The following is a 26710-nucleotide window of genomic DNA, read 5'->3' on the forward strand; positions in this document are numbered from 1 at the left end:
ACTAACAGCTCCTCGCCGGCGGCGCACGAATCAAAGCACGATTCGAAAACCGCTCGACGACAGGATCTCTCGGGGAGATGGCGTGGGAATTTCCGGCCGTATCGCGGCCTATTTCCTCGGCTCGCAAATCACGCCACTGATTGCGATCGCCGTGCTTGTAGCCGGCATTTTCGCGTTGCTGGTGACGCCGCGCGAAGAAGAGCCCAAGGTCGACATTACGCTGGTCGACATCTTCATTCCCTATCCGGGCGCATCGGCACGGGATGTGGAAGCGCAGGTGACGAGCCCCGCGGAACGCCTTCTGTCGCGCATATCCGGCGTCGATCATATCGTCTCTGCGGCTCGCCCCGGAGCGGCGCTCATCACTGTGCAGTTCGTCGTCGGGCAGGACCCGACGCAAGCGCTGGTGCGGCTGCAGGACACGATCAACGCCAGCCGCGACTGGCTTGATCCCACGCTGGGAATCGGCGAGCCCCTGATCAAAAGCCGAGCAATCGACGACATTCCGGTTTTCACGGCGACCCTGTGGACCCGCGATCCACAGCGCAGCGCCTACGATCTCGGCGAAGTGGCCCGCAGCCTCGAAGCGGAGATCAAGCGCATCGCCGGCACGCGCGACGTCGAGATCATCGGCGGACCGCGGCGCGCGTTGCGCATCCTGCTCGATCCCGCGCGCCTGCAGGCTTATGGTCTTGCCCCGCTTGAGCTGCGCGACAAACTGTTGCTCACTGCACGATCACAGACCGCGGGAACCCTGGTCAACCAGGACCGCGAGATCCTGGTCAGGACCGGCGAAGCATTCCAATCGGCGGACGACGTCGGCAGGGTGATCGTCGCGGTACACGACGGGCGGCCGGTGTTCTTGTCGGAGGTCGCCAAGATCATCGACGGTCCCGATCAGCCGACAGACTTTGTCTGGTTCGGCCCCGGACCTGCGAGTTCGACGGCATCGGACGGTGTCTATCCGGCCGTCACGCTGACGGTGTCGAAGATGAGCGGCGTCAACGCTTCGGCGCTGACGGCGACCATAGAATCCCGCCTGAGAAGTTTGCGCGGCGTTTTGATACCGGATGGCGTCGAGTTCGCCATCACCCGCGATTTCGGCGAGACCGCAGCTGAAAAATCACATGTGCTGATCTTCAAGCTGGCGTTCATCACCTTGCTGGTCACCGTCATGGTGCTGATCGTGCTCGGCTGGCGCGACGCGCTGGTGATCGGGATCGCGGTGAGCCTCACGCTGCTGATGACACTGTTCGCGTCCTGGGCGGTCGGCTTCACCATCAACCGGGTGTCCTTGTTTGCGGTGATCTTCTCGGTAGGCTTCCTGGTCGACGATGCGATCGTGGTCGTCGAGAACATCAACCGCTGTCGCGGCCTGCGGCCGCACGATCGGCTGATCGACATCATTCCACGAGCAGTCGACGAAGTCGGTAGCCCGACCATCCTGGCGACGTTCACGGTGATATTCGCGCTGATGCCTCTCGCGGTCGTTCCGGGCTTGATGGGCCACTTCCTGCGAGCGGTGCCGATCAATGCGTCGATGGGCATGTTCCTTTCGCTGGTCATCGCCTTCGTCATCACGCCGTGGCTGACGCTACATATCTTGTCTTCGGGCTCTCACGCCAAAGCACATGCCGATGCAGGCGCCGCATCGAAGCCAGGCCGCATGCAGCTTGCGTTCAACCAGCTCACACGCCGTACGATCGGCCTGCTGATCGACCCACAGCGAGGCCGGCGGCGACGCCGTTTTCTGTACGCTGGCGTGATGCTCGCAATCTTGGCGGCACTGTGTCTGCCGGCGTTCAAGATCGTGCTGCTGAAGCTGCTGTCGGTCGACAATCAATCGGAAATCCTGGTCGTGCTCGACATGCCGGTGGGCACACCGGTCGAGACCACGTCGAATGTGCTGCTGGAAATGTCCGATGTACTGCAGCAGATTCCGGAGATGACCGACTACGAGATCTATGCGGGAACGGCCAGTCCGATCAACCTGCAGGGCCTGGTGCGGCAGTATTACCTGCGCCAGTCGCCCGAACTCGGCGTGATCCACGTCAACCTGCTCGATCGCGAGCATCGCAAACACCAGAGCCACGAAATCGCGGTATCGGTGCGCGGCCGCATCGAGGCCATCGCCCGCGATCACGGCGGCGACGCTCGCCTGGCCGAGGTGCCGCCCGGCCCGCCAGTGGTCTCACCGATCGTTGCCGAAATCTACGGTCCTGACTACGACGGCCAGAAAGCCGTGGCGCGTTTTGTTCGCTCGGCATTCGAAAGCACGCCGGACAGCATCAGCATTTACGACAGCCTCGGCGGTACCGGCGAGCAGGCGACACTGCGGATCAGAGACCAGAAGGCGGCCCTGCTGGGAGTGAACCAGACCGACATTGCCGAGGTGCTGCGCATGGGGCTGTCGGGACGCGAGGTGCTGACGCTGAGCGATACCCAACTGCAGCACGGTGTGCCGATCCGCCTATTGCTGCCTCGGGAAAGCGCGGACTCGATGCAGCAGCTGCTCGATCTCGGTGCGAGATCGGCGAGCGGCGAACTTGTTCCGCTCTCGGCACTGGTGGACATCGTGCCGGGGACGCGCGACAGCGTCATCCTGCACAAGGACTTGCGGCCCGTCGTATATGTATTCGGCGATCTGGGCGGCAAGCTGGACTCACCGCTGTACGGCATGTTCGATATTCGCGCGCGCCTTCAGCAATTGGCGCCGAACGAGGCTTCACTTCCAGACGGCAAGCTGCATGATTTTCTGACCGGAATGCCCGACATCTACGACGGTTACAGCGTCAGATGGGACGGCGACTGGGACATTACTTTCAAGACCTTCCGCAACATCGGCGGCGCCTACGTCGTCGGGCTCAGCTTCATCTATCTGCTGCTGGTGGCCTATTTCAAGTCGTATGTCACGCCGCTGCTGGTCATGGCGCCGATCCCGCTGACGATTATCGGCGTGCTTCCCGGCCACATGCTGCTCGGCATGCGCTTCACCGCGTCGTCGGTCATCGGCATGGCGGCACTCGCCGGCATCATGGTGCGCAACTCGATCCTGCTCGTGCAGTTCATCGACGAACAGGTAGCGGCCGGCACGCCTCTGGACGACGCGGTGATCGATTCGACGATCGCGCGTGCGCGGCCGATCGGCCTGGCCGGGCTTGCCGCGATGCTCGGCGGCATTCTGCTGATCGACGACCCGATCTTCGGGGGCCTCGCTACCAGCCTGCTGTTTGGAGTTTTCGCGGCGACCGCGCTGACCTTGCTGCTATTGCCGCCGCTCTACCACGGTCTGCTGCAGCGGCGCTTGAAACACCAGAAAGCCTTCTTGGATGACGTGCAATGAAACAGTGCCCGATCGTAGAACTGATGGCCCTCATCGGCGTCGCCGGCGCCGCGTTGTCGTGTTCGACATGGGCCGCAGGCGCCGAGAGGCCACGCGAGACCAGCAAGGTCGAATGGCGCGAAGTCGCGTCGTCCTGGCCCGCCGAAGCCAAAGTCGAAGCGGCGCGCCAGGCGACGATAGAAGCGCAGGTCGGCGGCCGCGTCAGCGAGCTGCCGTTTGACGTGGGCCAATCGGTACGCCGCGGTCAGGTACTCGTACGCATCGAGGACCGCGAAGCCCGCGCCGCGATGGGTTCGCGCGAAGCACGCACGCGACAGGCCGACGCCGAGCTTGCCCATTCCAAGGCGCAGTACGAGCGTGCCGAGCGCGTGCGCAGCCTCAATCCCGATGCCCTGAGCGAGTCTGCGCTCGGCGAGGCGCGCGCCGCCTATCAGAGCGCCCTGGCGGCGCAGGCTTCGGCCCGCGCCGAACTGGGCCTGGCCGTGATTACCGCACCGTTCGACGGCATCGTCGCGCGCCGCGACATCGCGGTCGGCGACATGGCCGCTCCCGGCAAAGCCTTGCTGTGGTTGTACGACCCGTCGAGTTTGCGGCTGGTCGTGGACGTGCCGCAGAGCCGGCTGGCCGACGTGCAGGCGAGCCCGCACGCGAGCATCGAACCGCGCGACTCGCAAGCCCTGTTCGAAGCCCAGCGCATCGAGTTCCCGCCCGCGGCGGATCCACGTACGCAGAGCACGCGCGTACGCGTCTATCCGCCGGACGGCATCACCCAACTGCGGCCTGGAACCTTCTCTCGCGTGATTTTCTCGGGCCCGCCAAGCCAGACGCTCACGATCACGCAGGACGCCGTGCTGCGGCGCGGCGAGATTACCGCCGCCTATACCGTCAATGCCGATGGCTCGCTGTCGATGCGCCAGATCCGGGTCGGCCGTGCGGTCGCTGGAGACCGGCTCCAGGTTCTGGCCGGGCTGAAAGCGGGACAGTCCGTGGTCCGCCGTCCGGTCGAGGCCGATATCCGTAGACGCTCGTCCGACGGCCCGAAGAAATAGCCGAAGACTGGCCCCTCGAACTAGCCAGCCAATCTACCATCCTGCAACGGCTCGCTCAGGCGTCGCCCCAATCTTCACCGATCATCTGGGCGCCCTTCTCGGCGATCATGATGGTCGGCGCGTTGGTATTGGCCGAAGGCAGGGTCGGCATTATGGATGCGTCGATCACACGCAAACCCTTGAGCCCGATGACACGCAGGCGCGAATCGACGACGGCGTTGTCGCCAGCGCCCATGCTGCAGGTTCCGGCGGCGTGATAGCCGATGCCGATGTTGTCCGGAATCCAGTCCTGCCACTGCCGGTCTTCGGTCAGCGGTTTCAGCGGCGACAACGGGCCGATCAGATACTTCGCGAATGCGGGTTGCGCGAAAATCTTCTCGATGATCCGGCAGCCCTGCACCATCGCCTCGGCGTCGCGCGCATCGCTGAGCAGGCGGTAGTCGATCACCGGTAGATCCTGTGGATCCTTGCTGCGCAGCGTAATCGTGCCCCGGCTATAGGGCCGCAGCGGATTCGCCGCCATGTACACGCCCGGCTTCTTGGCCAGCGCCGGCTTGCTGCCGGTGAAGTCGATCGCCAGCGGCACGAAGCTGATCTGCATGTCCGGATCTTTCAGGTCGGAGCGCGTCTTGAAGCAGGCCATGGCCTGATTCGCCGACGTCGTCAGCATGCCCTGCCTCGACCTCAGATATTGAATCAGCGAACGCAGCAGATTGATCGGGCCGAGCTGGGTGTTGTAGGTCGGGATATTGACCTGCTTGGAAATGCCGACGACCGGATGTTCCTGCAAATTCTGGCCGACACCGGCGACATGCAGCCGCGTCACAATTCCGGACTTCGACAGAGTCTCGCCTGGGCCGATTCCCGAGCGCATCAGGATCGCCGGAGACGAGATCGCACCCGCGCTGAGGATGACTTCGCGGCGCGCACGAATCTCGACCCGATTCGCGCCCTGACGATATTCCACGCCGACGACGCGTTCGTTCTCGATCACCAGTTTGTCGACCATGCAATCGGTCAGGATTTGCAGATTCGGGCGAGCGCGAGCCGGATCGAGATAGGCACGCGCAGTACTGGCCCGCTCGCCGTTCTTCATCGTCGTCAAAGACAGGAACGCGCCGAACTGATCGCCGCCGCAATACTCGTCGAGCTTCGGTACGCCGGCCTCGCCGCAGGCGTCGACGAACACCGCTGCGATCGGATGCGAGACGCGCGGCGGCGATACCGTCAGCGGACCCTCGCTACCGTGTACCGGGCTGATCGGGCCGACATAGGTTTCGGAGCGGATGAAATACGGCAGCACTTCGTCGAACGACCAGCCCATGCAACCCGCTCCGGACCAGCCGTCATAGTCCGAGCGTATGCCGCGGATATACACCTGGCCGTTGATCGAGCTGCTGCCGCCGAGCATCTTGCCGCTGCTGGCCGGAATGACTTTATTGCGGATGAAAGAGTCCGGCTCCGCCTTGTACTGCCAGTCGCGCTTGGAGCCCATCAAGGCGAAGAATCCGGCAGGCATGCTACCGAGCAAACCCGGCGGCTCCTTGCCGGCTTCGAGCAGCGCAACCTGGACAGGCGACGAAGCGGAGAGCCGGTTCGCCAGTACACAGCCCGCGCTGCCGCCGCCCACGATGACATAATCGGCTTCCAGCATCACTTCTCCTCACTCGTTATTACTCGTTATTTTTGGCGATCCACCTAAAGCAGCCGAGACCGCGGCAGCGGCCGGGATCGCGTGCTCATTATCAACCGCATTCATCGTCAATACCTACCAAACGATTGGCTTATTTTATTGCATGAATCGGGGCGCGAAGTCATCAAAAACTCAGGTCCGCGATAAGCCCGTACTGAACACCATAAGCCAGCGTGCTCAAAATGCCGAAGTCCGTCTGGAATTTGCTGATGTGATAGGTCTCGTCGAAGATGTTCTTGCCGAACGCGGTCAGACGCAGCTGCCAGGGCAGATATCGATAGCTGACATGGGCGTTGACCAGCTGATAGGCATCTTCCTTGTAGTCCGGCTTGTTCTCGGCGCTGTAGTAGAAGCCCGAGTTGTAGTAGGTATCGGCAGCGAGCTCAACCTCGCCGTTGGAACCGGCGCCCAGCGTCTGCGATATACCGAGGCCGCCGGACCATCTGGGCGTGCGTTCGACCCTGGCACCGGAGAAGTCCTGATTGTTCTGGTAAATACCGGTGGTTTCGTTGTAGCCCTGGCCTTCGCTGTATTTCTTGTATTTCGCATTCAAGAAAGCGCCATTGGCGGTGATGACCAGGCCCGGATCCCAGTCGGCAAGAGGGACCAGCGTCAGGTCGAACTCGGCGCCTTTGACGTCGGTCTTCTCGGCGTTGCCCAGCGATACGGCACCGCCGGAAATCAGCGATACGAAACCGACCTGCTTGTTCTTGATCCGGTTGTCGAAGACCGCCGAATTGAAGCGCAGCAAATGGTCGAAGAAGTCGGCCTTCATGCCAAGCTCGTACGTGGTGACCAGCTCGGGCTCAACGAAGGTCGGCGGCGCATAGATATTGATGACGTTGTAGGTGCCGCTCTTGAAGCCCTGCGACCGCGAGCCGTAGAACATCACACCCTGGCTCGGCTTGTAGCTGGCGACCAGGCGCGATGAGAAGTTCGTCGTATGGTTGCTTTGCAGCGCGAACGGCAACACCGTCACCAGAGTGTCCGTGGCCGGCAGATATACCGCCGTATCCGCATAAGTCAGAGAGCGATTTCGTGCCGACGGCGCCGCGGGCATGAACATTGGCGTCGATGTCCTGGTTCAGCGTGTCGATCAGCTTTTCGAAGAACGGAGAATCCGGAGGGCTGATTCCGGACAGGCTGAAAAGATTGTCGATCAGATTGGGCGCGGGTTGCAGGTAGATGTGCTTGAAACCGCCTTCGCCCTTCAGATAGTAGACTCCAACGACCCAACTACAGGACTCGCCGAGCCAGCCACCGGGCTTGGACAGCAACTGCAGTTCCGCAGTCTTGGCCTTGGTAAATTCGCCTTCGGTACTGAACGACACCAGCGGATACATCGTGCCGTCGAAATCGTACGCGGAGTAGTCGGAATTCGTCAGCTGATCGGCGCCCATCAGCTTGGCGTCGAACCCGGCAAGATTCCAGGTGATCGCGGCCGCCGCGACATCGTTGCCGCCGGTCAGATACGAAGGAAAGTCGGTATTCGCGACCCGATTGTCGCTGTTGTCCTCGCCTATATTGACGAAAGAGAACAGCGGGCTGGCCTTGATGTTCTTCGAGATCAGGCTGCCGGTCCCTTTCTGCTCCGACTTGAAATACGAGGCGTCGAGATTCAGATCGTCGGTGAGCTGCCAGTCGACTCGCAGCCGTCCGGACTTGGACTGCTGCGGAACCAGTTCCCGAGACACATGGGTGTACTGGTTGTCCTGATCCTTGTATAGAAGATCGAGGCTGACACCCAGGCTCTGGGTGATCGGCACATTGAAATACCCCTTCGCGCGGCGCTCGTTGTAATTCCCCAGTTCGCCCTGCAAATCCGCCGCGAATTCACCGCCCGGCTTTTTTGTCACGATGCTGATGGCGCCGCCGGTGGAATTGCGGCCGAACAAAGTGCCTTGCGGCCCCTTCAGAACCTCGACATGCTCGACACCACCGAAATCGGTGGAAAAGCCCTGCGATGTCGGGACAAATACGCCGTCGACATAGGTGGTCACGCTCGGGTCGGCGGAGGGCACGAAGGCGTCGCTGCCGACACCGCGAATGTAGATGAACGAGAACCCGCCGAACTCGCTGATCGTCATCGCCGGCGTGATGTAGGGCAGCGCCTTGGTATCGAAGACGCCGCGTGCATCCAGCGCCTCCGCGCTGAAAGCGGCGATCGAGATCGGCACGTCCTGGATCGCCTCCTCGCGCTTCTGCGCGGTCACCACGACTTCTTCGATCAATCGGCTGCGCCCTTTCGGGGCTTCGTCCGCGGCCGGTGGCTCGGCATCCGCCAGCGGCTCGACCGGGATGACATCGAGTGCCGCCGGCTCCGCCGACCGATCCGAAGACATCCCGGTGTCAGGTGCGGCTGCGTCGGCAACTGCGGAGTATGCGGGCGACGTCGTCGCAAGGCCTGATAGCGCCAGCAGCGCAGCCGCGAGCGTGCGAAGTATGTTCATTTGGTCTCTCCTTCCAATGCACATTGTTGGAGCCCGAACATCCCCCCGCTCTGAATGGCAGGTTTACTTGGGGTCCGGGCTTACTGCCTGGTTGCAGGTTTTCTATTGCGAAGCGGCTGCTGCGACGCAGCCGATCCAATCATCAGCCGTACCTCCTGTCGTTCGCTTCCGATGTGGAGCCTGGGACGTGGAGCCTGGAAATTGCGCTCGTCAGAGCGCGCGGCCTATCACTTCCTTCATGATTTCCGAGGTGCCGCCGTAGATGCGCTGCACACGGGCATCGCGCCATAGGCGTGCGATCGGATACTCGTTCATGTAACCCGCGCCGCCGTGTAATTGCAGGCCGGCATCGACGACCTGCCATTGCAGCTCGGTGTGCCAGAGTTTGGCGGCGGCGGCTTCCTCGGGAGTGAGCTGCTCGGCCACATGGCGCTCGATCGCCCAGTCCAGATGCGCCCAGCCGACCTGCAGCTTGGACGCCAGATCGCCGAGCACGAAGCGTGTGTTCTGCATCTCGAACAGCGGCTTGCCGAACACGATGCGGGTCTTGGTGAACGCGACCGTCTGGTCGAACGCGTGCTGCGCCGCGGCCTGCGCGCTGATTGCGATGCCGAGGCGCTCGCGCGGCAACTGGTGCATCAGGTACAGAAAGCCCTTGTTCTCTTCGCCGATGACGTTGCTGACCGGTACGCGCACGTCGTCGAAGAACATTTCGGAGGTGTCGGTCGCATGCTGGCCGATCTTGTCGAGATTGCGTCCGCGACGGAATCCGGCACGCGATGCTTCGACCAGAATCAGGCTGGTGCCCTTGGCACCTTTCTCCGGATCGGTCTTGGCGACGACCAGGATGATGTCGGCGGTCTGGCCACAGCTGATGTAGGTCTTCGAGCCGTTGATGACGTAGTGCTCGCCTTCACGGCGCGCGCTGGTGCGTATCGACTTCAGATCGGAGCCGGCACCGGGTTCGGTCATCGCGATCGCGGCGACCGCCTCGCCGCTGACCATCTGCGGCAGCCACTTCTGCTTCAGCTCTTCAGACGCGTAGCTGATCAGATAGTCGACGATGATGTCGGACTGCAGCGACAGGCTGACGACGACGCCGGTGTAGGCGATCTCCTCATCGAGAATCGCGTTGTAGCGAAAATCCAGGCCGAGGCCGCCGTAGGCTTCCGGCACGGTCGGGCACAGGAAGCCGGCTGCGCCGGCAGCCAGCCAGAACGAGCGATCGACCATGCCCTGTTCTTCGAAACGTTCGACATGGGGCAACAGTTCACGCTGGAAAAACCTGCGCACGCTGTCGCGGAACATCTCGTGGGTTTCGTCGTAGACGCTGCGCTTGCTCATCGTGAGTTCTCTTGCGGTCAGACGTTGGAGACGACGGGCGCCACCGGCGCGTAGTACGCGGCGTTGCGATCGGCCATCTCACGCAGCTGCGAAGGTACCGCGAAGCGGGCGCCATGCCGGGCCGCAAGCCGGTCGCAGCGGCGCACGAACTCGGCGGTGCCGATCTGGTCGATCAGCGACAATGGGCCGCCGGTCCACGACGGGAAACCCCAGCCGAGCAGCGCGCCGATATCGGCATCGCGCGGATCATCGATCACGCCGTCGGCGAAAATGCGCGCGGCTTCCAGCGACTGCCGGTACAGCAGGCGCTGGCGGATTTCCTCGATGTCGGCGGCGCCCGGATTCTTCAGCTTGACGCTGACGAACTCGGCCAGCCCCGGCCACAGCAGCTTGTCGCCGCCGTCCGCCGGATAGTCGTAGAAGCCCTTGCCGTTCTTGCGGCCATGGCGTCCCTGCTCGGACACCAGCAGCGCCAGCATGCGGTCTTCCTGAGTGGCGACGAACGCGTCACCGAGATCGGCCTTGGCCTGCTGGCGCGCCGACAGGCACAGATCCAGGCCGACGTCGTCGCACAACTCCAGCGGACCGCGCGGCATGCCGGTGGCGCGGCCGATATTGTCGATGACGATCGGTGACACGCCGTCGGCCAGCAGCTCGTAGCCTTCGTCAAGATAGGTGTGGAAGCTGCGCGAGGTATAAAAGCCGCGCGAGTCGCGCACGATGATCGGCGTCTTGCGGATCTTCTGCACGAAGTCCACCGCGCGCGCCAACGTCTTCTCGCTGGTCTTGTCACCGCGGATGATCTCGACCAGCGCCATGCGGTCGACCGGCGAGAAGAAGTGCATGCCGATGAAATTTTCCGGCCGCTTCGAGTGCTGCGCCAGCCCAGTGATCGGCAGGCCCGAAGTGTTGCTGCCGAACACGGCCTCGGCACCGAGATAAGCTTCGGCTTTCGCGGTCACGTCGGCCTTGAGCTTGCGATCCTCGAATACCGCCTCGATGACCAGGTCGCTGCCTTCGACTTTCGAGTAGTCGCCGGTCGCGGTGATTCTGGCCAGCAGCGCATCGGCCTTGTCGCGTGTGGTCCGGCCTTTGTCGACCGCCTTGGCAAGCTGCTTTTCGATCGCCGCCTTGCCGCGTGCCGCATCGGCGTCGCTACGATCGATCAGCACGACCTCGATGCCGACTTGCGCACTGACCTGGGCGATGCCGGCGCCCATCATGCCGGCGCCGAGTATCGCCAGCTTGCGCACCTCGCGGCGCTCGCTGTCGGCGATCTTGACGCTGCGCTTTTTCAGCTCCTGCATCGACAGGAACAGCGAGCGCACCATCGCCTTGGCCTGCGGTGTGTTCTGGGTCAGCACGAAGTAGCGCGCTTCCAAACGCAGGCCGGTGTCGATCGGCACGGTCACACCTTCGTAGACGCAGCGCAGGATGTTCAACTGCGCCGGATAATTGCCCGAGGTAGCCTTGCGCATACCGGCAATGGCCATCGTCATCGCTACACCGACGGCCTCGTACGGGCTGCCGCCGGGCAGTTTGTAGCCCTTGCGATCCCAGGGCTGGCTGCCAATGCCGCCGCCACGGATCCAGGCTTTGGCGGTCTCGATTTCCTTCCCGGCAGAAACCAGCAGATCGACGAAGCCCAGGTCCCTGGCCTTGGCCGGCGTCACCGAGTTGCCGTCGAGCAACAGCGGCAGCGACTTGGCCAGGCCGATCAGACGCGGCAGACGCTGCGTGCCGCCGGCGCCCGGCAGCAGGCCGATCCTGGCTTCCGGCAGGCCGAGCTGGATGCGCGTGTCATCGACCGCAACGCGGTAATGCGTCGCCAGCAGCATTTCGAGCCCACCGCCGAGCGCCAGGCCATTGATCGCCGACGCCACGGGTTTGCCGCACAACTCCAGCGCGCGCAACAGGTCACTGAGTACCGCAACACGTGCGAGCTCGGCACGGATCGCGGCCTCGCTGCTCGGAATCGCACCGCTGTTATTAGCATCCTGCTCATCGAGATCGGCACCGGCGCAGTAGCCGTTGGCCTTGCCCGAACACAGCACCAGGCCCTTTACCGCTGCATCGGTTTTGACCCGAGCTATCAGTTTTTCCAGATCATTGAAGACACCTTGCGTGATGGTGTTCATCGAACGGCCTGCGACATCGAGCGCCGCTGTCAGAATGCCGTCGGCATCCAGTTCAAGCTTGAAATTTTCCATGGTGGTTCTCTAGATTCGTTCGACTAGATACGCTCGATGATCGTGGCCGTGCCCATGCCGGCGCCGACACAGAGCGTGACCAGCGCGGTGCTCAGGTCCTGGCGTTCGAGTTCGTCGAGCACGGTGCCGAGCAGCATGCCGCCGGTCGCACCCAGCGGATGCCCCATCGCGATCGCGCCGCCGTTGACATTCATGCGAGCGGGATCGATCTGATAAGCCTGATTCAGACGCAGCACCACGCTGGCGAAAGCCTCGTTGAGCTCCCACAGATCGATGTCGTTCTTGCTCATGCCGGCGCGCGCCAGCACCTTGGCGGTGACGAATTCCGGACCGGTGAGCATGATGCTCGGCTCGGAGCCGATCGAAGCCATCGCACGAAAGCGCGCACGTGGCTTCAACCCCAGCGCCTGGCCGATTTCTTTGGAACCGATCAGTACGCCGGACGCGCCGTCGACGATGCCGCTGGAATTGCCGGCGTGATGCACATGCTGCACGCGCCCGACTTCCGGATAGCGCTGCTTGACGATCTCGTCGAACACGTAGGCGCCCATCTCGGCGAAGCTCGGCTTGAGCTTGCCGAGGGATTCCACCGTAGTCTCCGGGCGCATATGTTCGTCGCGATCGAGCACGGTCAGGCCGAGCGCATCCTTTATGGCGATTACCGATCGCGCGAAGCGCTGCTCGTGCCAGGCAAGACCGGCGCGGCGCTGACTCTCGACCGCGTAGGAATCGACGTCGTGGCGCGAAAAGCCGTAACGTGTCGCGATCAGATCGGCGCTGACGCCCTGAGGAATGTAGTAGCTCTTGAACGCGATGCTCGGATCGACACTCCAGGCGCCGCCGGCCGAACCCATGGGCACCCGGCTCATCGACTCGACACCGCCGCCGATGGCCAGATCGGCTTCACCGCAGATCACCTTGGCGGCAGCGACGTTGCAGGCCTCGAGCCCGCTCGCGCAATAGCGATCGAGCTGCACACCGGCAACGCGATGATCGAAGTCGGCGTTCAGCACCGCGATGCGCGCGATGTCGGCGCCCTGCTCGCCGACTGGCGCAACCACGCCGAGAACGACGTCGTCAAGCCTGGACGTATCGAGCCCGTTGCGATCGCGCAGTGCCTGCAGGACTTGCGTCGCCAGTTCCAGCGCCGGGATTTCGTGCAGGGCACCATCTGCCTTGCCGCGTCCGCGCGGGGTGCGCACGGCGTCGTAGATATAGGCCTCAGCCATGAGTCATTCCTGGTTCGTGTGAAGATTGAGAGATCGGCACCGGGGTCCGGGTCAGGCGGCGAAACGAATCCACTCGTTGTCGGCGGCCGTCAGACGTTCCGGCATTTGTGAAAAATTCTGTCGCGAGTCGGGATGCGCGACGGCCAGGCGGTTGCGTTCGGGTTGCTGAACCCAGCAACCTCCGGTCGGCCTGGCGCCGGACGGGATGCTTTTCTCCATGCGCCGGCCGGCCGAGATGAACACGCCGCGCCTCAATACCAGCGCGGCTTCGGATTCATCCTCGCTGAGTTGGTTGGCGACCCAGTCGGTGAAGCCGCTACCGATGCTGCGGCGCGTATACGGATGCGGCTCAAGGATGATGTCGCCATCCATTTGCCACTCCAGCACATCGCTGCCATCGCGTTGCAACCTAGCGCTCACTCGCCCGTCTGCGCTGTCGGGGATCACCATGTCGTAGCGGCGCTGGCGTATGCCGCGCGCGGCCGCGGCGACCGCAAGCGCCGCGATATCGAATTGATGCGTGCACTGGTGCCGGGCGTCGGTTACGCGGAACGCCGCGGCCATCTTCCCCGACAGCGGCATGCCGACCAGCTCGTGCAGACGCTGACCGGCTGCGGAGCACAGGTCGTAAGGCGAACGCAGGGCTTCGGTAGACGTCGATATCACCTGACCGGCGTCGTAATGAACCACGACACGGAAATGGTGATAGTCATCTTCCACCACGGCACGTGCCTCGCCGGTGGATCCCTCCTTCATCCGCGTTGCGATGCGGATGACTCGGCGAAACGCCCCCTTCATCCAGGCCGCCCCGGCACCACTTTCCTACGGGCCGCTTTCGGTACCGCAGGAGCGGCCTGCCCGACACCGCGCAGCAGCAGTAGCGAGAAGTAGCGCGCGACATCTTCCGCGGTGTGCCGCTTGCCCGGCTTGAACCAGCGATGCGTCCAGTTGAGCATGCCGAAGGCGCCGTTCGCGACCATCGTCAACGGGATATCGTCACGGAATACACCTTCGGCGACACCCTGTTCGAGTATCGTCAGGAACTGCGTTTCGCAGTCCAGCGAGGCCTGATTCAACTGCCGCGCAAGATCAGTTTCGGTTTTGCCAACGTTGTTCAAATCGTTTTGGATGAACGAGTACATATGCGGATAGTTTTCCGCATAGGAGCGCATCAGCTGCAGTACGAAGCGCTCAAGCTTCTGTGGCGCCGGAGCATCTTCGGCGGCGATGCGGGCCGTCACCGCAAGGTTCTCCATCACCACGCCCAGCACCACTACGCGCAGCAGATCTTCCTTGCCGGCGACGTAGTAGTACAGCGAGGCGCGATCGGTACCGAGCTGCTCGGCAACGTCCAGCAGCGTGGTCTTGTCGTAACCGACGCGCTGAAAGACCTGCGCCGCGGCCGCCACGATTTCAGCTCGGCGCGCTTCGTAATTCTCCGCCGCGCCCGCCGCCGCGGCACGGCGGCGGCTGCCGATGCGGCTTTCGGGACTGCGCTTGTTGCTCGTGGGACGGGGCATTTTGACTGGTTCCTGTACGCGATCGCCTACTGCGGCCTCGGCGACCCAGCCAGGCTGGCGCCGTACTTTTTCTGCATTTCCACTTTCGATAACTTGCCCTGCTCGGAACGCGGCAGCAGCTCGTTCACGATCAGCACGTAGCGCGGCACTTTGTAGTTCGCCAGATGACTGCGGCAGTGCGAAACGACTTCGGCGGCGGTCAGCGGCCTGTCGGCGTTGACGATCGCGCCGATGGCTTCGCCATAAGTCACGTCGGCCACTTTCAGCACCGCCGCCTCGACGACGCCGTCCAGCGTCAACAGCGCCTTCTCAACCTCGGTCGGGCCGACGTTGAAACCGCCGGTGATGATCACTTCCTTGATGCGGTCGGTGACTTTCCAGATGCCGTTTTCGTCGTAGCGCCCCATGTCGCCGGTATGCAGCCAGCCGTCCTTGATCGCCGCGGCGGTGGCCTCTTCATCGCCCCAGTAGCCTTCCATCAGGCCGGGACCACGGACCATGATCTCGCCGTCCTCGTTGGCCTTGCACGGCGTACCGTCGGGCCGCAGCGCCTTGACCTTGCGGAACACGTTGCCGCGTCCCCAGCCGGCCGGATTCTGCCTTGCGCCTTCGATCGGCATCGCCGAGAAATGCCCGCCCGCTTCGGTGGAGCCATAGGTCTGTCGCAGCGCCGCACCGCGCGCCACCCACTTGTCGAATTCGTCCAGCGGCACCGGCGCGCCACCGATGATCGCGTAGCTCAGCGCCGACAGATCGGCCTGCTGAAACTCCGGCAAGGCGGAGATGCGCTGGAAGATCAACGGCGGCGCCATCAGCGAGCTGCAGCGCTCTTCGACCAGCAGCCGCAGCGCCTCGCGCTCGTCGTACTTCGGCATCAGGAACACGGTGCCGCCGATCACCGAGGGACGCAGGATCGAGTTGATGAAGCCGCCCATCGGCGTTAGCGGCAACACGCCGACGATGCGCGCCTCGTGGCCCATCGCCGGTTCCACCAGCGCCCATTCCTGGATGATGCTGAGTAGGCTGCGCATCGTGAACGTGGCGCCCTTGGGCAGGCCGGTCGAGCCGCTGGTGTAGACGATGGCCGCGACCGAATCGATGTCGATATCCGGGCGCTCGAAGCGCAGGTTCTCGCCCTGGCGCAGTTCGCAGACCTGGGTCAGCGGCAGCAGCTTCAACTCCGGCGCGAGCGCCGAGGCTTCACGCATCATCGTCATGTGGCTGTCGGCGACCAGCACCAGATGGGTGCCGGTTTTTTCGGTCAGCCCGCGCACTTCGTTGATGACGGAACGCTCGCTCAGCGGCGCATGTACGCCGCCGACCCGCAGGATCGCCAGCGAGGCGATCGCCCATTCCAAAGAGTTGACGCCGATCACGCCGATACGCTCGCCGGCTTTCGCACCATTGTTCGCCAGATAGCGTGCGACGCGGTCGACCCAGGCGTCGGCTTCCGCAAACGTGACGACGTCGCCCTGAAACACGATGAAGCGTTTGTCGGGCTTGTTGACGGCCCACCAGCGCAGGCCGTCATCGGTCGATGCGTAATTCATGCTCACCCCTCCAGCGTTTGCTGATTCTTTTTTTCTTGCTCAGCGCCAGCGCCGCCGCGCCTGAGGCTGCGGCTGCGGCTCGGCATGGGCGACTGAAGCTGACCGCGCTGGCTTCACGAGCGCAGCGGCGAGCCTGGTTCGAGCCGCGTTATGCGGCCAGCGTCGGTGCCGATTCGGTTTCCTTGACCGGCGGCGGTTTGATCTCGTCGTCGTAGAACTTGGCGGTGAAGTTGCGCAGCGCCAGCCAGCCGGCGACTTCCTCGCGAACCAGCGCCGGATTGGCGCGATACTCCATGTGCTCCCAGATGTCGCGGTCGCCGCCGGCACGCATGCCGATCACCTCTTCGGCCTGCGCGGCGATCATCGCCCTGGCGAAGCTGTCCGGCTCGTCGCCGGTGTCGCCTGCCTTGCGCTTTACCGCCGTGGTCAGGCGCACTTCGGAACGCAGATCGTCGATCGGCACCATGCCGCTGACGAAGCCCATGTCGCGCAGCCCCGACAGATGCGAATACACCAGGCCGATGCCCCAGATTTCGATCTGGGTCTGCAGGCGGGCGATGCCCTTGACGGTGTCGATCGCGCCGAAGGTCTCGACATAGAAACTCTGGCCGCGGTCCTCGAACTTACCCATGCCGGGCTCGTCCGCGGTCCAGTTGTGCACGTACTTCAGATGCGGCACGTCGACTGCGTTTTCCACCAGCAGCTGCGGCGGAAAGTTGGCCTCGCCCTTGATGCCGCCGTGCGGATAGACCGGGTAGTAAGCGTCGTCGTGAAACTCAGGAACGATCGGCGGCTCGTAATCGGGCGCGCGTCCGTCGGATGCGTACCACATCAGCACCAGGCCGCTTTTCTCGATCACCGGATAGCGGCCGAGCTTGGCGGACACGCGCTTCTGGCGCGAGTAAGGCACTTCGACGTTGGCGCCTTCGGCACTCCACTTCCAGCCGTGGAACGGACAGGCGATGTGTTCACCGCAGACCTTGCCGCCATGGCCCAGATGCGCGCCCATGTGGCGGCAATGCGCGTCGAGAATATTGACCTTGCCGGACTCGGACCTATACATCACCAGTTCGAGATTGAAGTACTTGGCCGGGCGCACATCGCCGGCTGCCAGCTCGTGCGACCAGGCGACCTGATACCAGCCGCGCGGAAATGTCTTGTACGGGAACCCGCGGAGTCTGCTGCCCATTTCGATATCCTACCAATCGTTTGGCTTTTCTGTGGGAGACACGATATGCCAACTCCGGCCCATCGTCAACACCGCGTTGACGATGGTGATGCCGGGCTTCGATCAGGGCCGGCTCAGCAGCATGCAACCGCCGAAAATCCCGCCGCCCGCGGCCGCCACGCTGATCCTGGGATCACCCATCACCTGGCGCTCGCCGCCGAGTCCCCAGAGCTGTACGCAGGCCTCGTGCAGATGGCCGAAGCCGTGCAAGCGACCGGCCGACAACTGGCCGCCGTGCGTGGTCAGCGGCAGCTCGCCTTCGAGCGCGATGCGTTCGCCGCCTTCGAGAAATTCGCCGGCTTTTCCGTGCTCGCAGAAGCCGAGCGCATCGAGCCATTCGACGGTCAGGAAGCTGAAGCCGTCATAGAGCTGCGCCACGTCGACATCCTTCGGGCGCAGTTCGGTGTGCTGCCACATCATCTTCGCCGAGTCGTAGCAGGCGGTCTCGTCGAGCGCGCCCTGGCCATAGGCGTAGCGGCTCTTGAGCGCCGAGCCCACCGATTCGACGACCAGCGGCGGATGATGGATGCCGCGTGCTGCTTCGCGCCGCGACACGATGACCGCGGTCGAGCCGTCGATCGGCACGTCGCAGTCGAGCAGACCGAACGGCGACGACACCATGCGCGCCGACAGGTACTGCTCCATCGTCAGCGGCTGACGAAACACCGCTTTCGGATTGAGGCTGGCGTTGCGCCGGTTATTCAACGCGATCTGGCCGAGGTGTTCACGCTTCAGGCCGTGATCGTGCATGTAGCGCTGCGCATACAGCGCCATCAGATTCGGCGGGCGGGCGCCGTAGGGCATGCACCACTCGCTCCAGTGCCGCGCCTTGGTCTTGCCGAACACTGCGGCGCGATTGCCCTTGGCGCGCTGCGCCGAGCCTTCGGTGACCGTACGGAAGCACAGCACGTGGCGAGCGGTACCGGTTGCGACCGCCATGCAGGCGCTCATCACCGGCCCGAGTTGGCCGCTGGTTTCGGCTTCGCCCTTGTACCAGTTGACGTTGAGGCCGAGGGCGTCGATCACCTCGCCCGCACCGGCTCCGCCATAGCCGGCGTCGGTATTGTCCGAACCGGGGAAAGTCGCAAGACCGTCGATGTCGTCGGGCGTCAAACCCGCATCGGCGATCGCCGCCAGCGCCGCCTCGGCGGTCAGCGAAAGACCGGAACGGCCCAGGTATCGGCCGATATCGGATTGACCGATGCCGGTCAGCACCGCCTTGCCATCGAATAGATTCATCGCATGTCTCTTGATAATGGCTCGAGCTTGGCGGCTCGTGGTCAGCGGCTGGACATCGCGCGTGCGCGGCCCTGCTGGAATGCACTGGCGCTTTTGGCACCGGATTCATCGCAGATCACGGCCGATGTCGCCGCAAAACCGTGATGGGACGGCCCCGATTCGACGCGTACGCGCCGCCAGGCAGCCAAAGGCAGCGCCGAGTACCAGATCACGCTGAGGTCCAGGCTCGCGGTCACGATGCGGGTCGAGGCCCGCGCCCTGCGCGTGGAATCGAGCATATGCGCATCGAAGGCGATGACGTCGAACAACTGCGACAGCAGTGCGCTCGGCTTGGTGGCGACCTGTCGGGGACGAACCCACAGCTCGACGAAAGGCGGCCCCGACTGGAAGCCGCTGTCGTCGGCCGGATAGTCGATGGCACGCTCGTCGAGTACACCCATGAACGGAATCAGTTCGGAACGAAACCGGATCTGCGGGCACGCCAGCGGCACCGGCGTCGAGTGCTCGCTAAGATCGTTGCCCGGTGTCGGCAGGCTTTCGCCAAGCCAGCACTGCAGCGTTACCGTCGGCGCGGCGTTTTGATACAGCACGACTCTGACCGAAGCCGCGGACCGACCGCGAACCAGCGTCTCCACCTCGATACTCGCCTCGCCGACACGCGTAGCGCCCAGAAACTGCAGCTGACAGGACAGCAGCACCGGCAGCTTCACCGCCTCGGCCGCAGCAGCGAGGGCCAATGCCGCGGTATAACCGCCAAATACACGGTCGTCGCCGAAAGCCCAGTAGCGGCTGATATCGCGACGATACCGATCCGATCCGCCGGTCAGCGACAGCTCGTCAACCAGAAAATCTTCCTGGTCGCTCGGGTCGACGAATCGGGTCTTCACGGGCATGCTGTCATCTACGCGGGGCGAAACACCGGCAGCCAGGCGTCTTCCACCGGCTCGAAAGCCACCTGCACCGGCATCCCGACACGGACTTCTTCCAAGGCGCAGTCGACGATGTTGGTAATCAGATTGACGCCCTTCTGCTCGGCAATTTCCACCAGCCCTAGAATGTAGGGACCCGAAAATCCCTCGCTCCATGCCTGATGATTCACCGTGAACGACGCGAGCGTGCCGCGGCCCGACACGGTTTGCGCTGCGACGTTCATCGACCGGCACGCGCGGCAAACCGGCACCGGCGGATGCAGGTAGTAGCCGCAATCGCCGCAGCGACAAATGCGCAGTTCGTTGCGAGCGCCGGCCGTCCAGAACTCGCGGCTGTCGTCGGTGATGGCCGGCGCGAAGTAAGGCACCGGTGCCGAGCGCGTGCTGCTGGTCATGGTTTCTCCTTGCCTACTCGAAGCTCGCGGTGAAGCGAACGCCGAAGGTCATCGGCTGGGCTACTTGGTCGACGACGCCGAACGGAGCCGAGGTCGCCCGCTGCAGGTAATACTTCTCATCCGTCAGATTGTTCACGTAGATTCCAGCCGTGTAGGCGCCTGATTCGGGACCCAGGGTGGCGGTCAGATTCACCAGCGTGTAGGCCGGCTGATAATCGTAGCGCAGGTTGCCGCCACGGCCCGGATAGAAGTCGTATTCGGAGGTGTAGCGCCCGATGACGCTGGCGTTCGCCAGCCAGCTGCCCCAGACCACGGTATGCACCTGCGCACCGAGCGAAGCAGTCAGGTTGGGAGCGCGGCTCAGCGGTGCGCCTTCGAGATCTTCGGTTGCCTTGGACAGACCCGTCGGACCTGCGTTGTTGACCTGCGCCGCCTCGTACTGCGTGTAGCGGGCGTGCAGCAGCGCCAGGCCGCCGATCAGGTCGAGCCAGTCCACCACCGCGTACTGGCCATCGGTCTCGAAACCGTAGCCGCGCGCCTTGCCCGCGTTCTGCGTGATCAGGCCGCCGGCAGTGAGATCGACGATCGGAACCTGGATGTCGCGATACAGATACAGGAAAGTCGCCGCGTTCAGACGCAGCCGGCGATCCTCCGAAACGTATTTAGAACCGAGTTCGAAGTTGTCGATCTTCTCCGGGTCGACCCCGACCGACGGTGCGAAAGCCGGCGTCGAATAGCCACCCGCCTTGAAGCCGCGGTTCCAGCTCGCGTAAGCGTTGACCAGGTCGAACTGGTAGGCCAGTACCACGCGAGGCGTGAAGCTGTTGAAGCTGTCGCTCTGCTCGAAATCCGAGGGACTTCCGGCCGGCGCGAACTGCGCGAAAATGACGTCGCCGTTGATGTGCCCGGACAGGCTGCGCTTGTCGTGCGTGTAGCGTCCGCCGGCGGTCAGCTTCAGCCGCGGGGTCGGCGTCACGTAGGCCTCCGCGAAGCCTGAGTAGGAGTCGGTCTGAACGTCGTTCTTGCCGACCGGATTCAGCGGCCCGAAGGCATCTCCGGAGATGTCTGCGTCGAAGTAGGCGTTGTCGTGCAGATAGCTCAAGCCGACCATGCCATTGAGCAGGCCCTGGTAGTCGGTGGCGGCCTGCAGCTCCTGGGTGAACGCACGGCCGCCGGTCTTGGCGTCGAACTTGAACAGCGGCGCGCCGGTGTAGTCCTGATCGCTGATCACCGCGGTATCTTCGTCGCGAATCGCGGACACGCTGTCGAAGCTCAGCGAGTTGGCCTTGTAGCCCATATGCAGATTGACACTCCTGGCACGGGTGCGCGTCGGTGACGAACTGCTATTGTCGACGTCGTAGAAACCACTGACCGGCGATTGCGCACGCGGATCTGCGCATCCGACGCAGTTGGGCGCCGCAGCGCGCTCGGCGATGCCGTTGTTGCCGTCGACCATTTCGCTGTACTCGACGCCGAGCACCGATGTGAATCCTTCGATCGGCGTCCACTTCGCCTTTGCGCGCAGGATCTGCGAGTCGCGGAAACCGAATTCACCACCGTCGTTGAGATTGGTGATGAAGCCGTCCTGGCTGGAAGCCCGTCCGCCGATGCGGACCGACAGCGTATCCGTCAGCGGCAGGTTGGCGACGGCCTCGGTCAACTGGTGATCGAAGCGACCGTATTCCTGAGCCAGATGCAGTGAGCGCGTATCGGTCGGATCGGCGGTCGACAACAGGATTGCGCCGCCGGTCGCGTTGCGGCCGTACAGCGTGCCTTGCGGTCCCTTGAGCACCTGCACCTGGCCAATGTCGAACATGTCGGCAACCGTGCCGATGCTGCGCTGCAGATAGCCGCCATCGACGTAAGTCGCAACCGCGCCTTCCAGGCCCGGATTCGGCAGATTGGTGCCAACGCCGCGGATGAAGGTCTGCGCATAAGCGAAGCCGCGGTCGAAGACCAGGCCGGGGGAAATCAGCTGTATGGAATCGGTGCTGGTGAGATTCAGATTCTCGATCTGCTGCGGCGTGACCGCCGTTATCGACATTGGAACCTCCTCCAGCTTCTGCTGACGGCGCTGCGCCGTCACCACGATCTCTTCGATCGTCGCACCGGGCTTCGCGATCGAATCGGTGCCTGCTGCAGGCGCAGCCGCTGCGGATGAAGCAGCCGCTCCCTGCGGCGCATCGGCGATGGCAGGGTCCGCAGCTGCCTGCATCTCGGCGGGAATCGGTGCCGCATCAGGCCGAGCAATGGCCTGGGCCAGGCATTGAACAGGCAAAGACGCGATAACTGCGGTGCAGGCAATAGCCAAGCTTGTTGTTTTCAAGATTTTTCTCTCCGTATCCCACAAGGTCCGCCGGGATTTTTTTGTCGACCCTTTTCAGGTCTGCGGCGGGACAATCGAATCATAGGTTGGCTCATTTCAATACATCAACCAACCGTTTGGTTTCATTGATGGCCGGTATTTAGGAAACGACAAACGGTGCAGTACCGCCCGGATGAGATCTTCGGCGATCGCGCCGCGTCACAAGTCTCGTCACAAGGATCTACTGGTGACACGTGGATCAACGGCCGATCGATGTGATGCCATTCAAGCTCTGCCCTCGACCACGAGTTCAGCAAGGCTTCAAGAGTCGCTTCCCTGCGACTCGAAAACGGACCTCAGCCCTGGTCCCAGCTGATGGCGCACTCCGGGCACGCACCAATCGCGACGTCGATCGCGGCCCGGTGTGCCGCGAGATCGGCGCCCGGCAGCACGAATGCCTGATTCGTATCGTCGGTGTAACCAAACACTTCCGGTGCTTCCTGCAGACAGCGGGCATGACCCTGGCAACGCGTGTGATCGACCTTGATCGCCAGCTTGGAGTCACTCATCACTCTTCTCCTTTATCGGGTTGGCGGATGTGGCACTTTTGCGCCGAAACTTCGCCACCTATTGTTATGGGCCTGGGTCTATTTTTTCTTGCGCGTCAGCGGTAAAGCCCGGATGCCACGCACCGACGCACCTTCCCAGACCACGGCGTTCGGGTCGGACAGTTCAAACTGATCGAGGCTCGGCAGCAGAGCCTGCAGCACGATCTGCAATTCCAGCTTCGCCAGATGCGAACCCAGGCAGCGGTGCGGCCCCATGCCGAAGCCAAGGTGGCGGTTGGGGAATCGGTTGAGCACGACCGAATCCGGATCGGGGAACTCGGTCGCGTCGCGGTTGGCGGCGCCAAATAGCAGCATCACCATCTCGCCCTCCTTCATCGGACAGCCGCCGACCGCGGTATCGTTGCGGGCGGTGCGCGCCTGCGCCGGTGCCGGGCTGACCCAGCGCACCAGTTCGTCCATAGCCAGACGCCAGGTAGTGTCGTCGGCTGCAAGCAACTCTTTGCGCGCTTCGGGGTGCTGCACGAAATACCAGATCGATCCGCTGATCGCGGAGTTGGTCGTGTCCAGTCCGGCGAGCAGTAGCAGCAGCGACATGCGCAGGATTTCGCTGTCGTCGAGCGAGCGACCGCGGACTTCGGCCGTGACCAGGCCGCTCATCACGTCGTCGCCAGGATTCGCACGGCGCTTGGCCACTTCAGCGGCAAGGAAGCCCATCAGGTTGGCGGCTGCCTTCTCCGGCTCGTACAGGAAGATCAGATCGTCAGCCCACTTATTGACCTCTGCCGGGCAGTCAGCGATGCCCATCAACTTCAAGATCACTTCGCGGGTTAGTGGGATGCCCAGCTGCGTCGGCACGTCGAAGCCGTCCGAAGCCAGCAGCGGTTCGATGTACTTCGCCGCCATGCTCCGGACCATGGCCTCATGCGCAGCGACTTTGCCGGGCGTGAAGAACGGATTCAGGATCACCCGATAGAACAGGTGATCGGGCGGGTCGTAGTTGATAGGCGGGAACGGCGGCGTGACCAGCGTCGGAATCGTGGTCTGCTTCAAATGACTGGAGAAGATCTGCGGATCACGCGCGATTTCGCAGACTTCGTTGTACCGCGACGCGACGTGGAAGCCGTCGTACTTTTCGCTGTACGTGAGAGCTGGACCCGACTGCAGCTTTTTCCACCGCGGCCACGGGTTGTAGACCGACTCGTGATCGCGATGATCATATTCCGCGAAAACACGATCCAGGCTGTTTTCTTCCGACATTGGCTTGCTCTCCAAAGATGTTCGTTTCGCTCGAAGCCTGCGCGTGGGCTTGGAGCACCCGCTCAAGCCGCAGGGCTGGCGATGGTTTTGGACTGCAGGAACTCCTGCCAGCCTTCGACTCCGTGTTCGCGGCCCAGCCCGCTCCTGCCGAATCCGCCGAAGGGCGTGTCGGCCGAGTTGTGTATCGAGTTATTGATGCTGACGGTGCCGGTGCGCATGCGCCGGGCAACGCGCCAGGCGCGATCCACATCGCGACTCTGCACATAGCCTGACAGACCGTACTGGGTGTTGTTGCCGATGCGCACCGCTACCTCGTCGTCGCCCTCGTAGCGAATCACGGTCAGCACCGGACCGAACACTTCGGTCTGCGCGAGTTCGGAATCCTGATCGACATCGACGACGACGGTCGGCGCGTACCAGTAGCCCTTCCCGCCCCGGTCGAGACGATGGCCGCCGGCGACCACGCGCGCACCGGCTGCGCGTGCACGGTCGACCAGCCCTTCGATCGAGGCGAGCTGCCGGGCATTGATGATCGGCCCGACCACCGTTTCGATTCTCGCCGGATCACCGACCGGGACCTGCACGACCATCGCGGCAAGGCGCTCGACCGCTTCGTCGTAGAGACTCGCGTGCACGATCATCCGGGTGGCCAGCGTGCAGCCCTGGCCACTGTTGAGCATGCACATGCCGACGCCGTGCGGAATCGCGAAATCCAGATCGGCATCCGGCAGGATTACGTTCGCCGATTTGCCGCCGAGTTCGAGCACGCACTTGCGGATGCCATTGGCGGCTCGTTCGGCGATGCGCTGGCCGACCGAGGTCGAGCCGGTGAAATGGAACATGTCGATGCGCGGATCGCCGGTCAGTCCGTCGCCACCGATTTCGCGCTTCGACGCGCTGATAACGTTGAACACGCCAGCGGGAATATCGGTGTATTCCTTGACGATGCGGCCCATCAGCGCCGCGGTCAGCGGCGTCTCGGATGCCCCTTTCAGAATCACTGTGTTGCCGGTCGCGAGCGCCGGAACAATCTTCCATAAGTTGAGCATGAACGGCGCGTTCCAGGCGGTGATCGCCGCGACCACGCCATGGGGCTCGTACGTGACCTTGCGCAGACTGCGCATGCCGAGCATCTCGTATGCCGGATAGTCGGTTTCCCACGCGAACGTATCGATCAGATCGATCGAGTAACTCATCTCCTCAATCGTCAGATCGATCAGCCCGCTGATGCTGGAGCAGATGCCGGCTTCGGCCAGCTGCACGGCCTTGAACGCGGCGGCTTCCTTGCGCAGCCCGGCCTGGAACTGAAGCAGGCATTGCTTGCGAAAGGCGTGACCTGTGGACCAGGAACTCGTGTCGAAGGCTTCGCGCGCCGCTTTGACCGCCTCGGACACATCTTCGGCGGTGCCGTCGGCAACCGTACCGACGATCGATTCATCCGCCGGGTTGAGCACATTGAATCGGGCCTTGCTGGAGGACTCTCTGAGCACTCCCGCTATGAATAGCAATCCGTGGTTCGGATCAATCACCGGACATCCCCTCCAGGCTACGCACGCGCTCTCGTTTGACGGTAGGCGCTTTTATGATGGAATATTGAACACAAACCAAACGATTGGTTCATTGCGAAGTCAAACTTAGCCTAAATCAGAGGCACAGTCAAAGCCCTTGCGATGTGGGGGCGAACCGGATTTCGATTGATTCACTGACGGTATACAGGATCTCGCCCCAGGAACAAACAGACCGCAACGAAGCGCCCGACACGAGGAGAGAACGGCCAGGATTCGATCTTTTTTCCACAGCCCTGCTCGCTATCGGACTTCTTGAATCGAGCCGGGAGCACTTCCAACCATGCGTTTCCACAAGACATGAAAGTACTGGTCAGCGTCAAGCGAGTGGTGGACTACAACGTCCGCGTGCAGGTGAAGTCTGACGGCTCGGGTGTGATCACCGACGGCGTCAAACATTCGATGAATCCCTTCGACGAGATCGCGATGGAAGAAGCGGTCCGCCTGAGGGAGAAAGGCAAGGTCACCGAGATCGTGGCGATCACCATCGGCGGCGCCAAGAACGAGGAGACCCTGCGCTCGGCGCTGGCCTTTGGTGCCGACCGCGCGATCCATATCAAGGAAGAAGGCGACATCCAGCCGCTGACGGCGGCGCGCGCTTTCGCCGCTGCGCTGAAGCTCGAAGACGCCAAGCTGTTCTTCGCCGGCAAGCAGGCGATCGACGACGACGCCAACCAGACCGGCCAGATGGTCGCCGCCCTGCTCGACATCGCCCAGGCGACGTTCGCCTCGAAAGTCGAAATCGACGGCGACAAGGCCACCGTGACCCGTGAAGTCGACGCGGGCCTGGAGACGCTGGAAGTCGATCTGCCGGCCGTCATCACCACCGATCTGC

The 26710-nt window shown here is 63.1% G+C and carries 20 protein-coding genes; 3 read left to right on the forward strand and 17 right to left on the reverse strand.

What is annotated here, in order from left to right:
• The first annotated feature begins 82 nt into the window (after positions 1–82).
• On the forward strand, positions 83–3343 hold the full coding sequence (locus JWQ90_RS12775) for an efflux RND transporter permease subunit (RefSeq protein ID WP_299694472.1): 3261 nt from the start codon (positions 83–85) through the stop codon (positions 3341–3343).
• Positions 3340–4392 (forward strand): efflux RND transporter periplasmic adaptor subunit, encoded by a 1053-nt coding sequence (locus JWQ90_RS12780; protein ID WP_299694474.1) that lies wholly within the window; start codon positions 3340–3342, stop codon positions 4390–4392. The genes JWQ90_RS12775 and JWQ90_RS12780 overlap by 4 nt, the downstream gene beginning before the upstream one ends.
• 55 nt (positions 4393–4447) lie before the next feature.
• Here JWQ90_RS12780 and JWQ90_RS12785 read toward each other — a convergent pair whose 3' ends face one another.
• The 17 genes from JWQ90_RS12785 to JWQ90_RS12865 all read right to left on the reverse strand — a co-directional run bounded on the left by JWQ90_RS12785 (position 4448) and on the right by JWQ90_RS12865 (position 25800).
• Positions 4448–6046 (reverse strand): GMC family oxidoreductase N-terminal domain-containing protein, encoded by a 1599-nt coding sequence (locus JWQ90_RS12785; RefSeq protein WP_299694476.1) that lies wholly within the window; start codon positions 6044–6046, stop codon positions 4448–4450.
• A gap of 163 nt (positions 6047–6209) precedes the next feature.
• Positions 6210–7007, reverse strand: a complete 798-nt coding sequence (locus JWQ90_RS12790) for a TonB-dependent receptor (RefSeq protein WP_299694520.1) — start codon at positions 7005–7007, stop codon at positions 6210–6212.
• Complete coding sequence (locus tag JWQ90_RS12795; RefSeq protein ID WP_299694479.1) at positions 6892–8535, reverse strand: TonB-dependent receptor plug domain-containing protein; 1644 nt, start codon at positions 8533–8535, stop codon at positions 6892–6894. The genes JWQ90_RS12790 and JWQ90_RS12795 overlap by 116 nt, the downstream gene beginning before the upstream one ends.
• 210 nt (positions 8536–8745) lie before the next feature.
• The gene (locus JWQ90_RS12800) at positions 8746–9879 is read right to left on the reverse strand and encodes an acyl-CoA dehydrogenase family protein (protein ID WP_299694482.1); all 1134 of its coding nucleotides are present in this window, start codon (positions 9877–9879) and stop codon (positions 8746–8748) included.
• Between the two features lie 17 nt (positions 9880–9896).
• On the reverse strand, positions 9897–12089 hold the full coding sequence (locus JWQ90_RS12805) for a 3-hydroxyacyl-CoA dehydrogenase NAD-binding domain-containing protein (RefSeq protein ID WP_299694484.1): 2193 nt from the start codon (positions 12087–12089) through the stop codon (positions 9897–9899).
• Between the two features lie 23 nt (positions 12090–12112).
• Complete coding sequence (locus JWQ90_RS12810) at positions 12113–13318, reverse strand: acetyl-CoA C-acetyltransferase (RefSeq protein WP_299694487.1); 1206 nt, start codon at positions 13316–13318, stop codon at positions 12113–12115.
• Positions 13319–13369: 51 nt separating this feature from the next.
• Complete coding sequence (locus JWQ90_RS12815) at positions 13370–14074, reverse strand: DUF2889 domain-containing protein (RefSeq protein WP_299694490.1); 705 nt, start codon at positions 14072–14074, stop codon at positions 13370–13372.
• Positions 14075–14112: 38 nt separating this feature from the next.
• Positions 14113–14838 (reverse strand): TetR/AcrR family transcriptional regulator, encoded by a 726-nt coding sequence (locus JWQ90_RS12820; RefSeq protein ID WP_299694493.1) that lies wholly within the window; start codon positions 14836–14838, stop codon positions 14113–14115.
• 26 nt (positions 14839–14864) lie between these two features.
• Complete coding sequence (locus JWQ90_RS12825; RefSeq protein WP_299694496.1) at positions 14865–16388, reverse strand: AMP-binding protein; 1524 nt, start codon at positions 16386–16388, stop codon at positions 14865–14867.
• Between the two features lie 148 nt (positions 16389–16536).
• Positions 16537–17577, reverse strand: a complete 1041-nt coding sequence (locus JWQ90_RS12830) for a Rieske 2Fe-2S domain-containing protein (RefSeq protein ID WP_299694498.1) — start codon at positions 17575–17577, stop codon at positions 16537–16539.
• A 102-nt stretch (positions 17578–17679) separates the two neighbouring features.
• Positions 17680–18855: a thiolase family protein gene (locus JWQ90_RS12835; protein ID WP_299694501.1), complete on the reverse strand. Its 1176-nt coding sequence runs from the start codon at positions 18853–18855 to the stop codon at positions 17680–17682.
• A gap of 41 nt (positions 18856–18896) precedes the next feature.
• Positions 18897–19748 carry an acyl-CoA thioesterase II gene (locus JWQ90_RS12840; protein ID WP_299694504.1) on the reverse strand — a complete coding sequence of 284 codons (852 nt, stop codon included), beginning with the start codon at positions 19746–19748 and terminating at the stop codon, positions 18897–18899.
• An 8-nt stretch (positions 19749–19756) separates the two neighbouring features.
• Entirely contained in the window at positions 19757–20179 is a 423-nt protein-coding gene (locus JWQ90_RS12845; RefSeq protein ID WP_299694507.1) for an OB-fold domain-containing protein, read from the reverse strand.
• 13 nt (positions 20180–20192) lie between these two features.
• Entirely contained in the window at positions 20193–22394 is a 2202-nt protein-coding gene (locus tag JWQ90_RS12850; RefSeq protein ID WP_299694510.1) for a TonB-dependent receptor, read from the reverse strand.
• Positions 22395–22840: 446 nt separating this feature from the next.
• Positions 22841–23053 (reverse strand): ferredoxin, encoded by a 213-nt coding sequence (locus tag JWQ90_RS12855; RefSeq protein WP_299694512.1) that lies wholly within the window; start codon positions 23051–23053, stop codon positions 22841–22843.
• Between the two features lie 78 nt (positions 23054–23131).
• Positions 23132–24310 (reverse strand): cytochrome P450, encoded by a 1179-nt coding sequence (locus tag JWQ90_RS12860; RefSeq protein WP_299694515.1) that lies wholly within the window; start codon positions 24308–24310, stop codon positions 23132–23134.
• A 62-nt stretch (positions 24311–24372) separates the two neighbouring features.
• Positions 24373–25800 (reverse strand): aldehyde dehydrogenase family protein, encoded by a 1428-nt coding sequence (locus JWQ90_RS12865; RefSeq protein WP_299694516.1) that lies wholly within the window; start codon positions 25798–25800, stop codon positions 24373–24375.
• Positions 25801–26175: 375 nt separating this feature from the next.
• Between JWQ90_RS12865 and JWQ90_RS12870 the strand changes: the two genes are divergently transcribed.
• The coding region (locus tag JWQ90_RS12870) for an electron transfer flavoprotein subunit beta/FixA family protein (RefSeq protein ID WP_299694518.1) at positions 26176–26710 on the forward strand (535 nt) is incomplete at its 3' end.

This window comes from Hydrocarboniphaga sp., from assembly GCF_028291725.1.
Classification (GTDB): domain Bacteria; phylum Pseudomonadota; class Gammaproteobacteria; order Nevskiales; family Nevskiaceae; genus Hydrocarboniphaga.

Coding starts and splice junctions, on each gene's coding strand:
- JWQ90_RS12780 (WP_299694474.1), top strand. CDS start 3,340: ATGAAACAGTGCCCGATCGTAGAACTGATGGCCCTCATCGGCGTCGCC.
- JWQ90_RS12785 (WP_299694476.1), bottom strand. CDS start 6,046: ATGCTGGAAGCCGATTATGTCATCGTGGGCGGCGGCAGCGCGGGCTGT.
- JWQ90_RS12795 (WP_299694479.1), bottom strand. CDS start 8,535: ATGAACATACTTCGCACGCTCGCGGCTGCGCTGCTGGCGCTATCAGGC.
- JWQ90_RS12800 (WP_299694482.1), bottom strand. CDS start 9,879: ATGAGCAAGCGCAGCGTCTACGACGAAACCCACGAGATGTTCCGCGAC.
- JWQ90_RS12805 (WP_299694484.1), bottom strand. CDS start 12,089: ATGGAAAATTTCAAGCTTGAACTGGATGCCGACGGCATTCTGACAGCG.
- JWQ90_RS12810 (WP_299694487.1), bottom strand. CDS start 13,318: ATGGCTGAGGCCTATATCTACGACGCCGTGCGCACCCCGCGCGGACGC.
- JWQ90_RS12815 (WP_299694490.1), bottom strand. CDS start 14,074: ATGAAGGAGGGATCCACCGGCGAGGCACGTGCCGTGGTGGAAGATGAC.
- JWQ90_RS12820 (WP_299694493.1), bottom strand. CDS start 14,838: ATGCCCCGTCCCACGAGCAACAAGCGCAGTCCCGAAAGCCGCATCGGC.
- JWQ90_RS12825 (WP_299694496.1), bottom strand. CDS start 16,388: ATGAATTACGCATCGACCGATGACGGCCTGCGCTGGTGGGCCGTCAAC.
- JWQ90_RS12830 (WP_299694498.1), bottom strand. CDS start 17,577: ATGGGCAGCAGACTCCGCGGGTTCCCGTACAAGACATTTCCGCGCGGC.
- JWQ90_RS12835 (WP_299694501.1), bottom strand. CDS start 18,855: ATGAATCTATTCGATGGCAAGGCGGTGCTGACCGGCATCGGTCAATCC.
- JWQ90_RS12840 (WP_299694504.1), bottom strand. CDS start 19,748: ATGCCCGTGAAGACCCGATTCGTCGACCCGAGCGACCAGGAAGATTTT.
- JWQ90_RS12845 (WP_299694507.1), bottom strand. CDS start 20,179: ATGACCAGCAGCACGCGCTCGGCACCGGTGCCTTACTTCGCGCCGGCC.
- JWQ90_RS12850 (WP_299694510.1), bottom strand. CDS start 22,394: ATGCAGGCAGCTGCGGACCCTGCCATCGCCGATGCGCCGCAGGGAGCG.
- JWQ90_RS12855 (WP_299694512.1), bottom strand. CDS start 23,053: ATGAGTGACTCCAAGCTGGCGATCAAGGTCGATCACACGCGTTGCCAG.
- JWQ90_RS12860 (WP_299694515.1), bottom strand. CDS start 24,310: ATGTCGGAAGAAAACAGCCTGGATCGTGTTTTCGCGGAATATGATCAT.